Raw genomic sequence first — 16,269 nt, 5'->3', positions numbered from 1 at the left:
GGCCACGGCCTCCGTGATGTTCAGCGGTGTCGGCGTGGGCACGATGCGCGAGAGCTTCAGCCCCGCCTGGGCGAAGAGGTCGCGGAACTCCTTCTCCGTGCGCTCGCGCCGGGCAGCGCGGCCATCATCACGTCCAACACCTTGTCCCCATGCGGCCCGTTGCCCGACGGAATGACCGTATCCACCACGAGCACCCGTCCCCCTCCGCCATCGCCGACCGGCAGTGGCGCAGCAGCGTCACACACGTCTCGTCGTTCCAGTCGTGCAGGATGCGCTTGAGCACGTACGCATCCGCACCCTCCGGAACGGACTCGAGGAAATCCCCCGCCCTCAACTCGCACCGCAGAGGAATGAGGCATTCACACCCAACTGGATGGGCCTGCCGCGTCAGCCAGACATCCAGGCGCGCGCTACCACCCGACCTCGAGTCGATAGGTGTAGTCGATGAAGCTCCCCATCGGTGACAGGGCCGTGACGTGCACCGTGTGCGTTCCCGGCGCGAGCACCAACATCAACCACCAGCCATCGCTCACTCCCTGCTGTGGCGTCCCCGTGAGGCAGGGGTCGGGGAACTTCCCCACGAGGCTCGGATGGGCGGAGAAGGTGAACATGGAACCGGTATGCCTGTGCGCCGTGTAGGGTACCGGCCGGCCATTCACGGTGACGTCCACTCCCTGGATGAGGTCGTTGAAGTCACGCGCCCCGGCACGGAGGAACTGTTCGAGTGTCTGTCCCGGCGCGGGCTTGAAGTCCGGGTCCGGGCACGGGAAGTCATTGATGATGATCCACAACGGCACGAGCACGGGCTTGCCGAACGGCACCCGGCACGTCCGTCGGTACGTCGTCGCCCCGTCATAGGCCGGAACGAAGTACACCGGCCCTGACTGCGCCACGCCGCAGTCCGCGTCGAGGACGAGCTCGGGGTTGCGCTCGGCGGGCACCACATAGGTCCAGTGCCACCACGCCTCCGTCCATTCGGTGATGCTCCGCCCCAGCACAGGCATCCCGCGCGGGAGCACCAGCGCTCCTCGCCGGAACCCGCCGGCCTCCTCGCCAGCGCGCGCCAGCGCCGCGACGCTCTCGGGCGAGGTGAGCGCGGGCACGACTTCGTCCTCGACGCGTTGCTGCGCCTCGCCGCAGCCAGCGACACAGACCGCGAGCACACACGACAACCACCAATGTCCCATTCGCATGAGTCCCCCATGAAGGTGAGGTGCTCAAGGTACGGAGCTTCGCGCGGACCTTCTTGTACGGCGTTGCGCTTCCGTCGCGCGCGTCACCGGTGCGCATGCATCGCGGCCCGGTACTGTCCGGGCGTCACGCCCAAAGTCCGCGTGAATTGTTTCACCAGATGACTCTGGTCCGCGAGCCCGCAGGCGAGGGCCACCTCGCTCATGGCCATGTCGGTGGCCAGCAGCCGCTGCGCGTGCCGCACCCGTAGACAGCGCAGATAGACCTGCGGCGTCTGCCCCATCTGCGCACGGAAGGCCCGCACGAAGTGCCAGGGACTCAGCCGAGCCTCGCGCGCCAGCTCCCGCAGTCCGATGTTGCGAGTGACCTGGGCCTCGATGAGCGCCCGCGCGCGACGGATGCCCGGAGCGCAATGCACGACGCGAGTCGGCTCCTGTCCCTGCGTGGAATGTCCGCGCACCAACTCGACGAGCAGCCCGCACAGGGCCTCGTCCCGCTCGAGCCGGCAGGAGCTCGCGTCGATGACGGTGGCGAACACCTGGGAGAAACGCCGGAGGAGGAGCGCGTCGTCCAGGAGGGGCGTCGCGAACTCGGGGGCGCGGCGCGGAGCGCTCGAGGACTCCTCGGCGGCGCGCGCGAGCAACTCGGGGGCGATGTAGAGGATGCGATAGGTCCACCCGATGCCCGGGTCCGCGGCGCCGCCCGAGTGCATCTGCCCGGGATTGATGACGAGCAGCCGGCCCTCGGGCGCCACCACCGTCCTGCCCTGGAATCGCAGCGCCTCGGCGCCCTGGTCCATGCAGACGAGCGAGTACGCGTCATGCGAGTGCGGCGCGAAGGTGTGCCGGGTGTAGCGGGCATGCTGGGCTTCCAGTCCTGGCAGCTCCGGGTGGACCCAATAGCGGGCGGTGGAGACCTGTCGCTTCGTCGCGTCTCGAGGCATGGCCACAGCATCCAGCGCTCCCCGACACGCGGCGAATGAACACATTCACGCGGCGACCTGGGGGAGCCACCGTCGTCCCGTCCACTTGACAAGCTGTATCGCAACGACTCGCACCCAACTGTGCGGGTCAGCCATTGCACCCACGTGAGACATGGTCGCGCGCACGCGGATGCGTTAGGTCTGCGCTCACCACGCTGTCGCACGCGCTGCCCGCGTGCAGGGAGGTACGTTCCCCATGTTGGACTCCGCTGCACCGTCCTCTTCCCCTGTCTTCGAAGTGAAGGGCGAGGACGGCCACGTCATCTCCGACGACTTCTCCCGCATCGACCTGGACCTGGTGCACGGCTTCCTGTCGAAGACGTACTGGAGCCCGGAGATTCCCCGGGAGACGGTGGAGCGGGCCTGGCGTCACTCGCTGGCCTTCGGCCTGTACACGGCGGACGGCGCGCAGGTGGGCGGCTGCCGCGTCGTGACGGACCGAGCGACCTTTGCCTACCTCGCCGACGTGTTCGTCCTGGAGTCGCAGCGTGGCAAGGGCTTGAGCAAGTGGCTGATGCGGGTCGTCTTCGCCCACCCGGACCTCCAGGGGCTGCGCCGTTTCATGCTGGCCACGAGAGATGCACATGGGCTGTACACGCAATACGGTTTCACGGCGCTGTCGGCGCCGGAGCGCCTCATGGAGCGCGTGGACCCGGACGTGTATCGGCGAAAGAAGCAGGACGCGCGCTGACGCAAGGGGCCCTGGCCGGGCTATCTTCGCCCGGACGAGGAGCGGCCCATGGCGAATGGACAGAGGCGGGGCGCGGGGCCCGGCCGGAACGAGGAGACCCGCATGGCGCCCGAGGACGAGGACGCGACGCGCGACATCCCGAGGTCCTACGCACCGGAGGAGACCCGCGTGGCGCCTCCGGACCCGCCCGCTCCCGAGACTCGAATCGGTCCCCTGGACGGGGTCGACGAGCAGGAGGACATCGTCACCGAGGCGCGCAAGGGACAGAACGCGCCGCCGCCGCGAGGTGTCGCCGGTCGAGGTCCCGAGGCACGTGGCGCGGCCCGGGGACAGGAGGTCATCGTCACCGAGGCCCGCTCGAACCGGAGCCCGTCCGCCTCCGCCGGGGCCTCCGATGCGCGCCCCAACCGACCTCCCGCCGACCCACGTGGCGCCCACGCACGGGGAGCCGCGGAGGGCGCGCCGCCCGCGAGGGGCCGCGCCGCGCAGGAGGAGCCTCGAGGCAGCGCGGGTGCTCGTGAAGCACGGGAGCGCATCCAGGCCCTGGACCTGGATGAGGACGAGGACACCAACGCATCCGCCGCCCACGCGGGAGGCGGCGACGAGGAGTTCCAGCTCTTCACCCAGGGCGCCAGCGGTGGTGAGGACGAGCATCTGCCCTTCGCCACGGAGATTCGAGGCGGCGGCGCGGCTCCCGCAGCGGGGCTGCGCGGCGGCCCGGCTCCCTCGACGGAGGTGCGTGGCAGCGGGGCTTCGGTCGCGGGGATGCGCGGAGGCTCGGCCCTGGCGACCGAGGTGCGCGGCGGCTCGGCGCCCGCGACAGAGGTACGAGGCGGCGGGGCCTCGGCGGCGGGGATGCGCGGAGGCTCAGCGGCGGAGGGGCGAGGTGGCGCGGCGCCCGCGACCGAGGTCCGAGGAGGCGCGCATCCCGCGGCAGAGGTCCCCGGTGGCCCTCCGCGTGTGGAGCGGGTGAAGGTCCCCGCGGTCAACTGGTTGTCACGTGGTGGCGACAAGCCGCAGGCCCCCGGTGGGCTCACGGCCGGCGTCGTACGGCTCAGTCCCCTGGAGCCCGCGGCGGGCAAGGTGGCCGCTGCGGCCGAGGAGGGCCCCGCGCTGCGGACGATGTTCGCCAATCACTCCGCGCTGCTCGCCGAGCAGCTCCGTGAGGCCCTGGCCAAGAAGATGTACGGACGCGGACCGCACCGCGTGCTGCGCATCGACGAACCCGAGGGCCCCAGCACCGCGGGCGGCAAGCTGGCCCGGCAGAACATCTCCCTGGTGCCACGCAAGGGCTCCGGCCCGTCTCTCGTGTGCGGCTGGGTGGACGTGTCCAAGCGCGAGGCCCAGCTGCGCAACCACGACGCCGTGGCGAAGCGCTACGAGTCCCACCACGGCGAGCCACTGGAGCTGGTGGCCGAGGAGTACGAGCGCTTCCTCAACGACGTCGAGGAGGTGCTCGCCAAGGCCGTCATCAAGGTCCGCCTCATCGTCCCCGAGGAGCAGGCCGGAGCCCGCCTGCTGGCTCCGGCCGTCAATGCGCGCGCGAAGGGCGGCGTCCCCATGGTGTGGGTGCTCGTGCTCATGGGCATCGCCTTCGCGCTCGGCTTGTTCGTCGGGAAGACGCCGGGCTGAGCACCACGTCAGGCCGGCCCAGGCGCCTCGCGAGCCCAGTGGCGGTGCGCGGCGATGGCCTTGGCGAACATCTGCCCGAAGCCGCGCGTCTCGTTCTTCGCGCTGCGGATGACGCCCAGCGAGTCATCCAGCCCCTTCGCCATGGGCGTGGAGAACCCCGCGGCGTCCAGCATCGACGTGGCCGCACCCGACAGCGCCAGCGCCTTGCAGTGCACGTACGCCTCGCGCACGAAGTCCACCGCGAGCGGCACCTTCTTCAGCGTGGCCACGCTTCGCTCACCCCCGGGCACGTAGACCGCGTCGTACAGCACGGAGGATGCCGTCTGGTACGTCCTCAGGGGCTTCTCCTCGCCGCCATCCGCGCTGGCGACGGGGCCGAGCGTGGGGCCCACCACCTCGAGGATGGCGCCCATCCCCTCGAGCGTCTTGCGCACCTGAGCCAGCTCTCGCCCCGCGAAGCCATCCGCGACGAGCACCGCCACCTTGCGCGTCAGGATGGAGTCATGCGGCGTGTTCAGCTGGCTCAGCGCCGGTGACGCCGTCAGCTTGGAGACGGGCTTGCTCTCCGGCTGCTTGCCGAGCTTGGGCGGCGCGACGCCCACCGCGTTCGCCACGCGCACGGCCAGGTCCCGGTCGATGTTCACCAGGACCTTGTTCACCACGCGCTCGCGAATCTCCTCGCGCTCCACCTTGCTCACCTCGAACTCGAGCGCGGCCACCAGGTGCTCGCGCTCGGGCTTGGACAGGCTGTTGTAGAAGAGTGTGGCCTGGCTGAAGTGGTCCGCGAAGCTGCCGCTGCGCGCGCGAATCTTGTGTCCCTCCACCCGCTCCTGGCGGTGGACGAAGGCGGACTTGGGGTTGGCCAGCACCGGGCAGCCGCCGCCCAGCGAGTTGGGGTGGTAGTTCGCCCGGCTGGTGTTGATGGCCTGCCGTCCGAAGCCATCCTGCTGGTGGTTGTGCACCGGGCAGACGGGCTTGTTGATGGGCAGCTCCGCGAAGTTGGGTCCGCCCAGCCGCGTCAGCTGCGTGTCCAGGTACGAGAAGATGCGCGCCTGCAACAGCGGGTCATTGGTGAAGTCGATGCCCGGCACGACGTTGGACACGCAGAAGGCCACCTGCTCAGTCTCCGCGAAGAAGTTGTCCGGGTTGCGGTCCAACACCAGCTTGCCGACCTTCTGCACCGGCACCAGCTCCTCGGGGAGCAGCTTCGTCGCGTCCAGCAAATCGAAGCCGTACTTCAGCTCGTCGCCCTCGGGGATGAGCTGCAGGCCCAGCTCGTACTCGGGGAAGTTCCCGGACTCGATGGTGTCCCACAAGTCCCGGCGGTGGAAGTCCGGGTCCTTGCCGGACACCTTCTGCGCCTCGTCCCAGACGAGCGAGTGTGTGCCCAGCACCGGCTTCCAATGGAACTTCACCAGCGTCGCCTTCCCCTTGGCGTTGACCAGCCGGTAGGTGTGGACGCCGAAGCCCTCCATGTGGCGGAAGGAGCGGGGGATGGCCCGGTCCGACATCAGCCACATCACCATGTGCGCCGTCTCCGGGACGAGCGACACGAAGTCCCACAGCGAGTCGTGCGCCGAGGACGCCTGGGGAATCTCGTTGTGCGGCTCGGGCTTCACCGAGTGGACGAAGTCGGGGAACTTGATGCCGTCCTGGATGAAGAAGACGGGCATGTTGTTGCCGACCAGGTCGTAGTTGCCCTCGGGTGTGTAGAACTTGGTGGCGAAGCCGCGCACGTCGCGCACGGTGTCCGCGGAGCCTCGCGAGCCGCCCACGGTGGAGAAGCGCACGAAGACGGGCGTCTTGAGGCTGGGGTCCGTGAGGAAGCGCGCCTGGGTGTAGCGCTCCAGGGACTCATAGACCTGGAAGTAGCCATGGGCGCCAGCGCCTCGGGCGTGCACGGCGCGCTCGGGGATGCGCTCGTGGTCGAAGCGCATCATCTTCTCGCGGAAGTGGAAGTCCTCCAGGAGCGTGGGGCCACGCAGGCCCGCCTTCAGCGAGTTGTCCGTCTCGGAGATGGGGATGCCCTGGTCCGTCGTCAGCACCGTGTCCTCCTGGTGCATGCGATAGGGCTCCAGTTGCTCGTTCTTGCTGGGAAGCGGCGGGTTCGGCTTCGACGGAGACTTTCGCGGCGGCATGAGAGCTCCCTGACGGCGAGGAACGCGCCGGCACCTGGCGCGCTCGCGGTCTACGCCGCGCACCGCATGACAGGGGAACGGCGCGTGCCCCATGGCACGAGAGCGTTCACCACCGGCCATGTCTGCCTTCAGGAGGCCCAGAGGTCGACACTCCGGACTCCGGACGCGACGACGCCTCCGCGCTGGGGGCACGGAGGCGTCGGGGAACCGTCGTGGCCGAGGAGCGCTCGGCCCTGCCGTTCACGGCGTGGGCTGGGCGACGGCCGGCGCGGCGGCGGCGGCCTTCTCCTCGGCGGCCTTCTCCTCGGCGGCCTTCTCCTCGGCGGCCTTCGCGGCGGCCACACGCGCGGCCTCGGCCTCGGCGCGCTTCTTCACCTCCGCCTCCACGACGCCCTTGAGGCTGGCGAGTCCCTTCTCGAAGTCCTTCCCCACCATCGCGTCCATGTCCATGAGCAGGCCGAAGGCCTTGCCCATGAAGTCGTTGGTGCCGCTCATGGCCCAGGTGACCTCGGTGCCGCCGTCCACCGGCTTGAAGTGGAAGTCCGTGAGGTTGGTGGCCGCCCAGGGCTTGATGAACTCCAGCTTGATGCGCACGTGCTCGGGGGCGCGGCTCTCCTCGATGGTCATCCGCCCCTCGCCGACCTGCTCGTTGCCCGTCCACGCGTAGCCGGCGCCGACGCCGACCTCCGGGCCGGAGTAGGTGGTCTTCATGGCCGGGTCCAGCGCCGCCCAGGGGGACCACGCGTTCCACTGGTGGAAGTCGTTCACCTGCGCGAAGGCCACGTCCACGGGGCCGGGCAGCGTCGCGGTGCGCTGAATGGTGAACTCGGCGGGGCGGGAGGCGATGAAGCCCACCAGGATGAGGATGGCGGCGGCGAGGCCGACGAGCAGCTTCTGGAGCATGGGGTGTGCGGTCCTTGTGTCCGGGCGGCCGCCAGCAGGGCGCCGGCCCGGGGGCGCGTCATAGAGGCTCCCAGCCGGCCAGCACAAGGCACCCCGTGTCGAACGGAGCACCTCCTCGAATCCGAAACGAAGCGGGGCCCGACCCGGACGCGCCGTGTCGAGCCCCGCATGCCGTTGGCGCCTTGGAGGGCGCGAAGGGTCAGTTGTAGGTGGCCGTGTACGTGCCGGCCGGGGCCGCGTCGATGAACGCGAAGCTCACGCCCTTGATGGTGCGAATCACCGTGGTGACGGCGGAGCCGGCGCGGGTGACGGACGTCAGGTTGCGGCCGTTGGCGGCGCGCGTGGGCACCATGAGGGACAGGTTGCGCGCCGGGTTGATGACGTTGAACGTCAGCTGCGTGCCGCTGAAGGCCAGCGACGACACCTGCGTCGCCTCGCGCGCGTCGACCCAGTCGAGCAACTGCCGCGCGGTGATGACGGGCACGCCCTCACGCTTGGCCGCGGCGATGATGAACGCCGAGCCGGAGGTCCCCGCCGACGAGTGCGAGTCCACGTGCATGTTGGCATTGATGGCGGCGTAATAGCCCTTGGTGCCGAGCGCGTTGGCCAGCAGCGCGTCGATGTGCACGTCGAGTGACTGCCCGGACTCGTCCGTCAGCTGCGTGGCGAGCTGATAGACGTCCAGCGGCGTGCCGTCCAGGTCCGCGAAGCGCATGGGCAGGCCCGTGCCGGTGAAGAGGCCCGGGCGGTTGAGCACCCACTCGTGGGGCCAGTAGTAGTAGTTAGTGTCCAGGCGGATGCCGTGCAGGCGCGACACCTTGGGCTGGGTGGACCAGTCGCTGAACGCGATGCAGTGCGTGCGATTGGTGGTGGGCGCGGGCACCAGCGGATAGGCCTGCGAGAAGCCTTGGAGCTGCGGCGTGAAGAAGGCCGGGTCCAGCGTGTTGGCCGTGTAGTCCGCGCAGCCGGTATTGACGTGCAAGGCGTACTCGAAGCCCTGGGCCACGTAGCTGTTGGCCTGGGTGGCCGTCAGCCCGCCGACGTAGTCATAGACGGTGCCTCGGATGCACTCCCAATCCGCCACGCTGCAGCCCGGCGCGCTGTCGGTCAGGTACTGATTCCACCGCGTGGTGGTGAGGCCACTGGGGTGCCCGTCGCCCGTCATCACCACCACGGCCTTGTGCGAGCGCGGGAAGTACCACAGGCGCGGCAGTGGCACGGAGCTCGTCTGGTGCAGCACGTTGGCCAGCAGGCGCTGCTGCTCGTCCGCCTGGGGAATCTGGACCTTGTCCATGTTCACCCAGTCCGGCTGTGGGTCGAACGTCGCGTTGCCGTAGAACATGTCGTTGGCGCGAGCACCCGGGCCGATGGTGGAGCCGTCCCGGTTCTGCCCCTGCCACGCCGGATTGCCCTGGCGGGTGAGGACCACGGACTTCGACAAGTCATACATGAAGGCGGTGGCGGTGCCGCTGCCCACGGTGCGCTGGCTGATGGCGGTGTACGTCGTCGCGGTGGAGGCGTCCGAGTAGAGCGTGGCCACGGTGCGCGTGCCGCTGGTGACGGTGCGGCGGTCCGCGGGGCCGTGGTACTGCATCGTCTCCGCGGTGATGCCCGTGCCCGGCGCCTGGGTGGTGTTCACCAGGATGTAGCCATTGCTCAGCGTCCCCTGCGAGGCATTGAGGCCGAGCAGGGACTGGAGGTTGGCGGCGGGGCGCAGCGCGATGAGGCTGCCGCCCGCGTTCACCCAGTTGGTGATGAGCGTCACCTGGGCGGCGCCCAGCGTCTGCTCTCCGAGGATGAGGACCTTGTAGTCATTGAGCGTCACGCTGACGCCCAGGTTGCCCGCGTCCGTGGTGGCGAAGGACGCGATGCCCTCGGCCTCCAGGATTTCGCGCAGGTAGTCCGTGAAGGGGTTGCCCGGGGCGGTGGCCACGAGCACGGGGCCTGCGCCCTGGACGCCCGGGCGGGGCGGCGGGCCGTAGGACTCGAAGATGACGTCCACCCAGTAGTTGGTGTTCTGGTGGCTGCCGTTGGGGAAGGTGGACGCGGAGGCGTAGGTGAAGACGCCGTTGCCGCCCGCGGTGGTGGCGCCGGGCAGGGCGTGCAGGGGCGGCGCGTCCACGCCGTTGGCCAGGCCGTTGTTGTTGAACGAATAGCCGCCGAGCGGCGCGAAGTACGACGCCACATAGGTGGTGCCGGCGGTGATGGCCACCGGCGTGCTGAACGTCACCTCCTGCCAGCCCACGGCCGTCTCGTTGGTGAAGGTGGCGGTGGCGAGGTTCAGCCCGGCGGCGCTCCACAGGTTGCCCACGTGGGTGCCGCTGTTGCCGGCGCCCTTGTAGAAGCGCACGCCCTTGACCTGACCGTCCACGTCCGCGCGGAACTTCACGCCCAATTCCACGGGCAGCGTCTCGCTGGCGGTGGCGTTGGCGGGCAGCGCGTTGGGCGGGAAGATGCGGTAGGCGTCGTCCTGCGGCTGCGTCGGGGGCGGCGCGCCGGTGGCCTGGAAGACGACGTCCACCCAGTAGTTCGAGTTCTCGAAGCTGTTGACCGGGAAGGTGCCCGCGGCGCCGTAGGCGAAGATGCCGTTGCCGCCGCTGGTGGCGCCCGGCAGCGCGAACAGGGGCGGGGTGTCCTGCCCGGTGGAGAGGCCGCCCTGCTCGAAGGCATAGGCGCCCACGGGCGCGTGGTAGGACGCGATGTACGTCGTGTCCGCGGCGATGGTGACCGGCGTGGAGAAGAGGACCTGCTGCCAGCCGGTGGCCGTCTCGCCGGTGAAGGTGGCGAACGCCAGGCGCTGGCCGTTGGCGCTCCACAGGCTGCCCACGTGCGTGCCGGTGTTGGTGGCGCCCTTGTAGAATCGCACGCCCAGCACGTTGCCCGTGATGTTCGTCTTGAACTTCACACCCAGCTCCACCGCCGAGGAGTCATTGGTGACGGAAGCGACGGGAGGCGTGGGGTTGGAGGGCCACAGGGTGACGGGCTCGGCCGGGCGGAAGACCACGTCCACCCAGTAGTTGCCGTTGCCGAAGGCGGTGATGGGGAAGGAGCCCGCGGCGCCGTAGGTGAACACGCCGTTGCCGCCGTTGCTGGGGCCGGCGAGCGCATGCAGCGGGGGCGCGTCGTGGCCCGCGGCCAGTCCGCCGGTGTTGAACGCGTAGGCGCCATTGGGCGCGTGGTAGGACGCGACGTAAGTCGTGTTGGCGCTGATGCGCACCGGCGTGGAGAAGAGGACCTGCTGCCAGCCGGTGGCCGTCTCGCTGGTAAAGGTGGCGAAGGCCAGCCGCGTCCCGGTGGCGCTCCACAGGCTGCCCACGTGGGTGCCGGTGTTGGTGGCGCCCTTGTAGAAGCGGATGCCCAGGATGTCTCCCTCGACATCCGAGCGGAACTTCACGCCGAGCTCCACGGCGGCGAAGTCATTGGTGACGGAGGCGACGGCGGGGGTGGTGCCGGGCGTGAACAGGGTGAAGGTCGGCTGGGCTCGGGCGGCGGCGGGCAGCACGAGCAGCACCGCGGCGAGCAGCGCCAGCGTGGGGACACGCGGCACGCTCGCGACCCGAGCGGGTCGTGACTTCTGGGGTGTCATTCGGACTTCTCCTTGGGGGGATGGCACGACAGGGCAAGGCAGGCACAGCGGCGCCATGTCTAACCCAGACATCGTGCTCATTGCCAATTGAAGTCACTGAATGGGCGTTCGCGATTCATTGCCATCTCGCGCAACTTTTCCCATGTATCGGGCGCGCGCTGAGAGGGGAAGCCACGTCGGACAATGGAGGTGCGGGGTGCTCCAGGTGGGTGTCTCAGGGCATGTCAGACGCCTGCGGTAGAACGAGTCGCCCCACGGCATGTCTCGACATGGTGACGAGCGACCCGTGTGTCTCGGGTCGCTCGGGGAAGCGCCTGGAATCAGGCGGGCAGAGAGCCTTCGCCGCTGGCGAGGGTGCTCATGAAATCCTTCACCTTGCGCACGTAGGTGGCGTCACCGGTGCCGGCGGGGATTGCATCCGGGTTGCTCTTGTCCACGCCGTTGGGGCCGGAGTTGTACGCGCGCAGCGCCAGGTCCCAGCCGCCGAACTGCTCCTTCATGTCCTTCATGTAGCAGGCGCCCGCGAGGATGTTGGTGGCGGGGTCGGAGAGGTCCTTGCCGGCCAGCTCCGGGTGCTTCGCCTGCAGCTCCTGGAAGGTGTTGGGGTTGACCTGCATCAGGCCGGTGTCCTTCAGGCCGTTGCCGCCGTTGGTGGTGACGGCGGCGAGGTCACCGCGCGACTCCTGCCAGATCTGCGCGGCGAGCATCTCCGCGGGGACGCCCGTCTTGGCGGCGGCGGACTCGATGGCGCTGCGGAACTTCTCCAGGCCCGGGGGCAGGTTGCCGCCGAGCTTGCCCGTGCCCTCGGTGGGCGCCGAGGGGGTGGTGGGGGCCAGCGGGTTGGAGGCGAAGCTGGGAGGCGCCGAGGGCGCGCCGCCGATGCTGGGGGGCGGCGGGGGGAGGAACGGGGCGCCCGTGGGCGTGGGGTTGAGGTCCAGCGGGGGACGGCCGCTCGACGCGGGGGCGGAGGCGAAGCCGCTGGTGTCGAACGGGGACGCGCCGGGCTTGGTGCCCTGGAGGCCCTGGGGGGCCTGCGCGCCGCCCTGGGTGGAGATCTGCGACATGACCTGGACGAGCGTGTTCATCACCGAGAGGGTGCTCTCGAGCAGCTTGCCCAGGTGGGCCTTGCCGGGGGAGCCCAGGTCGAAGCCGTCCTGCTGGAGCCCGGGGCCGCCCGTGCCGCACCGCTGCGGCGTGGTGGGGCGGACGCAGCCGCCGGTCTCCGCGCCGCGCAGCGACGAGGTCTGGGGGGCGGACACGGCGGTCTTCTGCAGGGGCGCGATGCTCATGGCGGAGGCCTCGGGGGGAAGGAGTGTGGCGACCCGGGAGGCCATAGCAGCGCGTGTGCCAGCGCCTCGGGGGAGGAGGGCGACGGGCAAACCCTGGATGTTGCTGGGAGAGGCGAGCGCGGGCGGCTCACGCCCTGGTGACGGCAGACATCAGGCCGATGTTCGGCCTCACCAGGGGGCGTGGAGGATCAACACTCGGGGAGGCCGACGCTGAGGTTGGCGACCTCGAGCACGTTGACGGCGAGGCCGCCGCGGGCGGTCTCCTTGTACTTGTCCTTCATGTCGCGGCCGGTGTCGCGCATGGTCTTGATGACCTTGTCCAGGCTGACGAAGTGGCGGCCGTCGCCGGAGAGGGCCATGCGCGCGGCGTTGATGGCCTTCACGGAGGCCATGGCGTTGCGCTCGATGCAGGGCACCTGGACGAGCCCGCCGATGGGGTCGCACGTGAGGCCCAGGTTGTGCTCCATGGCGATTTCGGCGGCGTTCTCGACCTGGAGCGGGGTGCCGCCGAGCACCTCGGTGAGGGCGCCGGCGGCCATGGAGCAGGCGCTGCCGACCTCGCCCTGGCAGCCGACCTCGGCGCCGCTGATGGAGGCGTTCTCCTTGTAGAGCACGCCGATGGCGCCGGCGGTGAGGAGGAAGCGCACGACGCCGTCCTCGTTCGCGCCGGGGGAGAAGCGCCAGTAGTAGTGGAGCACGGCGGGGATGATGCCGGCGGCGCCGTTGGTGGGGGCGGTGACGACGCGGCCTCCGGCGGCGTTCTCCTCGTTGACGGCGAGCGCGTAGAGGTTGACCCAGTCGAGCACGGTGAGCGGGTTGGTGAGCCCGGCCTCGGGGCGGCTGAGCAGGCGCTGGTACATGGAGCCCGCGCGGCGCTCGACCTTGAGGCCTCCGGGGAGGATGCCGGTGGACGCGCAGCCTCGGCGCACGCAGGCCTGCATGACGTCCCAGACGCGCAGGAGGCCCGAGCGGATGTCCGCCTCGGGGCGCCAGGTCTTCTCGTTGGCCATCATGAGGGCGCTGATGGGCATGCGCTCGCGCTCGCACAATTCCAGCAGGGTGGCGGCGGACTGGAAGGGGAAGGGCAGCGGGGTGGCGTCCGGGCGGATGGGGTCCTGGCCGGAGGTGGCCGTCTCGTCGACGACGAAGCCGCCGCCGACGGAGTAGTAGACGCGCGTGGCCAGCTCCACGCCATCGGCGCCGAACGCGGAGAAGCGCATGCCGTTGGGGTGGAAGGGAAGGGTGCGGCGGCGGTGCATGACCAGGTGTTCGCCGTCGCGGAAGGTGATGTCGCGTTGGCCGAGCACGCTGATGCGGCCCTCGGTGCGCCAACGGGCGACGATGGCGGGGATGCCCTCGACGTCGACGGCCTCGGGGGTGTCGCCGCGAAGGCCGAGCACCACGGCCTTGTCGCTGCCGTGGCCCTTGCCGGTGGCGCCGAGCGAGCCGAACAGCTCGACCTTCAAGCGGGTGAGCTTTTCTAGATGGCCCCCCTCCGCCAGACGCACGACGAACGAGCGCGCGGCGCGCATGGGCCCCACGGTGTGGGAGCTCGAGGGACCGATACCAATCTTGAAGAGGTCGAAGACGCTGACAGCCATCGCGGGCGCAACATGCCACGTTTCCACTTCCGTCCCACCGTGACGTCGCGGTTCCCTGTGAGCCGCGTGACTTCTTGGCGTGCCAAGGAGCACGGGGTTGTCGGGACACCGAGCAGGCATGCACGGTGGAATGACGCGCGTCATGGAGGAGGACGCACTGCGTCGCGACTGCGGGCTGTGTGGAGGCTGTGGGGGCGGAGTGTTCCTGGGGGACTGGAACCTTTGTGTCGGTCGTCAGGCGACGGAGCGGTCGGGGAGGGTGATGACGGTGGCTTCACCGCCGCGCTCCTCTTCGTGCATGGCGAGTGACTTGCGGTACTCGGCGGCCTCGGCGAGGCGGGTCAGCTCGAAGTCGCCGTGGTGCTTGCGCACGGCCTGGGCGATTTCGTCGAGCGTGGCGCGGAAGAACTCCTTGCGCTCGTTGACCCGGTTGACGCGGCGTTGGGCGAAGGTCTTGTGCAGGGCGGCTTCGAGCGACGGCGCATCCGCGGTGCGGATGATGGCGTGGACGTCGAACTCAAAGGGGACGGAGGCGTCGCCGAGCTCGTCGATGCGGTCCTGGGGGACGAGTCTTCGAGTCATGCCGACCTTGTAGATGTCCTCGCCGAAGGAGCCGATGTTGGAGATGACGTAGACGTGGCCGGTGCGGGTGAGCTGGGCCTGGGAGATGGCGCGCTGGCGCTCCTGGTCCTCGACGACGCGTCGCTCCAGCTCGGCGATGCGCTCCAGGAGCTTCGCTTGCGCCGAGCCCTGGCTCTGCTCCAGCTCCTCCCGGGCCTTGCGCAGGGCCTCCTCGTCGCGCAGGGCCTCGCGTTCGGCCTCCAGTTTGGCGCGCTCCAGGTCGCGCTGGGCGGCTTCCTCCTCGCGCATCTGCTCGCGGATGCGGCGCTGCTCCTCCTTCTCCTCCTGGCGCTTCTCCTCGTATTCGTGGGCGAGACGGAGTTCCTCGAGCTTCAGCTTCACGTAGGGCTCGGCGATGGAGCACTGCTGAATCTCGGTGAGGGCGTTGATGGCCTCGGCGGATTTCTGGATGCGGGCCTCCATGGCCTTGATGTTCTTGTAGGTGACCTTGGCGACACAGGCGTCGGCCTCGCCGTTGAAGGCTCGCAGGATGAGCCTGAGGGTGCGGTCCGTCTGTTTCTTGCCTTCGGCCTTGCTGCCATTGACCTCCCATTGGATTCGACAGGACGCGGCCTGTTTGTTCTTGAGCAGGACCTTCTGTTCCTCACGGAGGCGGTCGAGGCGCTGCTCGTACTTCTCCGAGGAGGAGAGGTTGTAGATGGGCTTGTAGAGGCCGTAGGAGCGCAGGACGGCTTCTTCCTCGAGCGGTTGCAGCTCGGACCGCAGCTTGCCGATGAGGGTCTCCATGCGGGCCTTCTCCTCGAGGACCTGGGCGGCCTCGGCGTCGAGGCGTGTGCGCTCCAGCCGGATGGCGTGGTTCGTGGAGGACTTGATGCGCTCCACCTCCTCCCGGGCCTCACGGATGGCGGTGTCCGCAAGCTCGCGCTCCCGGGCCAACTCTGCCGCCACGCGGGGCCGCTCGATGGCGAGCATGTGCTCTGCCTCGGCCTTGGTGCGCTCCAGGGCTGAGAGGACTCGCTGGCGCTCAGCCTCCACGTCGAGAATGGGCTTGAAGCGCACCTGGAGGTCACGCAGGCGCAGCGCGGTTCGAACCAGGAGCCCCAGCGACAGCAGGCTCGAGAGTGCCAGGACCCAGACGACAGGCTGCATGCAGGTTTCCCCCGTGAAATTCCCGCGTCCAAGGACCGCGGAGGTGACCCACTGTGCGCCTGTGGGACGGCCAGGGGAATCACACCCGGGTGGTATTCCCGGGGCGGAATGGCGGCGGGTCAGCTACAAGAAGCTGCCCAGGATTCGGAGGCCCGGAGTGCGTCATGCCCATGGTCGACTGTGCAGAACACGGGTTGGTGGAGGTTGCGTTCTACTGCCCCCATATCGAGACCTGTCTGAACGAGGGCGTTGGGTGCGAGGTCGACTTCGTTTTCGATGACTTGGGCGATGGCTCGGTGTTGTGCGCGGAGTGTCTGACGTTGGCTCGAAAATACGTCAGGGAGCACCGCTCCGAGACCATCGAGGAATACCCGGTGCGAATCACAGGAGGGTGCATTGAGCATCTGCAGGAATGGGGTGAGCAGTTGAACAAAGTGGACCTGAATGCGCTGCTTGCAGAGGCAGCAAGGAGAACGAGGCGGCGTTTCCAGTCTCCCCTGAAAGCGCCGACGTGAGTTGTGACTG

Annotated in this window: 12 protein-coding genes; 3 read left to right on the top strand and 9 right to left on the bottom strand. The window is 69.3% G+C overall.

The annotated features are described in order from the left end of the window. Positions 1-127: 127 nt before the first annotated feature. The 3 genes from LXT21_RS34485 to LXT21_RS34475 form a co-directional block, all read right to left on the bottom strand. Entirely contained in the window at positions 128-283 is a 156-nt protein-coding gene (locus LXT21_RS34485) for a methyltransferase (protein WP_254042480.1), read from the bottom strand. 127 nt (positions 284-410) lie between these two features. Then, the gene (locus LXT21_RS34480) at positions 411-1,193 is read right to left on the bottom strand and encodes a hypothetical protein (RefSeq protein WP_254042479.1); all 783 of its coding nucleotides are present in this window, start codon (positions 1,191-1,193) and stop codon (positions 411-413) included. A gap of 83 nt (positions 1,194-1,276) precedes the next feature. After that, on the bottom strand, positions 1,277-2,134 hold the full coding sequence (locus tag LXT21_RS34475) for an AraC family transcriptional regulator (RefSeq protein WP_254042478.1): 858 nt from the start codon (positions 2,132-2,134) through the stop codon (positions 1,277-1,279). Between the two features lie 235 nt (positions 2,135-2,369). Between LXT21_RS34475 and LXT21_RS34470 the strand changes: the two genes are divergently transcribed. Both LXT21_RS34470 and LXT21_RS34465 read left to right on the top strand, forming a co-directional pair. Beyond that, a complete protein-coding gene (locus tag LXT21_RS34470) occupies positions 2,370-2,864 on the top strand; it encodes a GNAT family N-acetyltransferase (protein WP_254042477.1) in 495 nt (164 codons plus the stop codon). 48 nt (positions 2,865-2,912) lie between these two features. After that, positions 2,913-4,496, top strand: coding sequence for a hypothetical protein (locus tag LXT21_RS34465; RefSeq protein WP_254042476.1), 1,584 nt, complete (start codon positions 2,913-2,915; stop codon positions 4,494-4,496). Between the two features lie 8 nt (positions 4,497-4,504). On the opposite strand, the gene LXT21_RS34460 is transcribed toward LXT21_RS34465, so the two are convergent. From LXT21_RS34460 to LXT21_RS34435, 6 genes are all read right to left on the bottom strand, one after another. Next, positions 4,505-6,634: a catalase gene (locus LXT21_RS34460; RefSeq protein ID WP_254042475.1), complete on the bottom strand. Its 2,130-nt coding sequence runs from the start codon at positions 6,632-6,634 to the stop codon at positions 4,505-4,507. 240 nt (positions 6,635-6,874) lie between these two features. Further along, positions 6,875-7,537 carry an SRPBCC family protein gene (locus LXT21_RS34455; RefSeq protein WP_254042474.1) on the bottom strand — a complete coding sequence of 221 codons (663 nt, stop codon included), beginning with the start codon at positions 7,535-7,537 and terminating at the stop codon, positions 6,875-6,877. 199 nt (positions 7,538-7,736) lie between these two features. Then, positions 7,737-11,123 carry a DUF4082 domain-containing protein gene (locus LXT21_RS34450; protein WP_254042473.1) on the bottom strand — a complete coding sequence of 1,129 codons (3,387 nt, stop codon included), beginning with the start codon at positions 11,121-11,123 and terminating at the stop codon, positions 7,737-7,739. Between the two features lie 320 nt (positions 11,124-11,443). Then, a complete protein-coding gene (locus LXT21_RS34445) occupies positions 11,444-12,412 on the bottom strand; it encodes a lytic transglycosylase domain-containing protein (RefSeq protein WP_254042472.1) in 969 nt (322 codons plus the stop codon). Between the two features lie 188 nt (positions 12,413-12,600). After that, entirely contained in the window at positions 12,601-14,013 is a 1,413-nt protein-coding gene (locus LXT21_RS34440; RefSeq protein WP_254042471.1) for an L-serine ammonia-lyase, read from the bottom strand. A gap of 234 nt (positions 14,014-14,247) precedes the next feature. Then, positions 14,248-15,744, bottom strand: coding sequence for a DUF4041 domain-containing protein (locus LXT21_RS34435; protein WP_254042470.1), 1,497 nt, complete (start codon positions 15,742-15,744; stop codon positions 14,248-14,250). 164 nt (positions 15,745-15,908) lie between these two features. Between LXT21_RS34435 and LXT21_RS34430 the strand changes: the two genes are divergently transcribed. Beyond that, a complete protein-coding gene (locus LXT21_RS34430) occupies positions 15,909-16,259 on the top strand; it encodes a hypothetical protein (protein ID WP_254042469.1) in 351 nt (116 codons plus the stop codon). Positions 16,260-16,269: the final 10 nt, after the last annotated feature.

This window comes from Myxococcus guangdongensis, assembly GCF_024198255.1.
Taxonomy (GTDB): Bacteria; Myxococcota; Myxococcia; order Myxococcales; family Myxococcaceae; genus Myxococcus; species Myxococcus guangdongensis.
The sequence above is the reverse complement of the archived record's forward strand: the minus strand, read 5'-3'. Positions and strand labels throughout refer to the sequence as shown.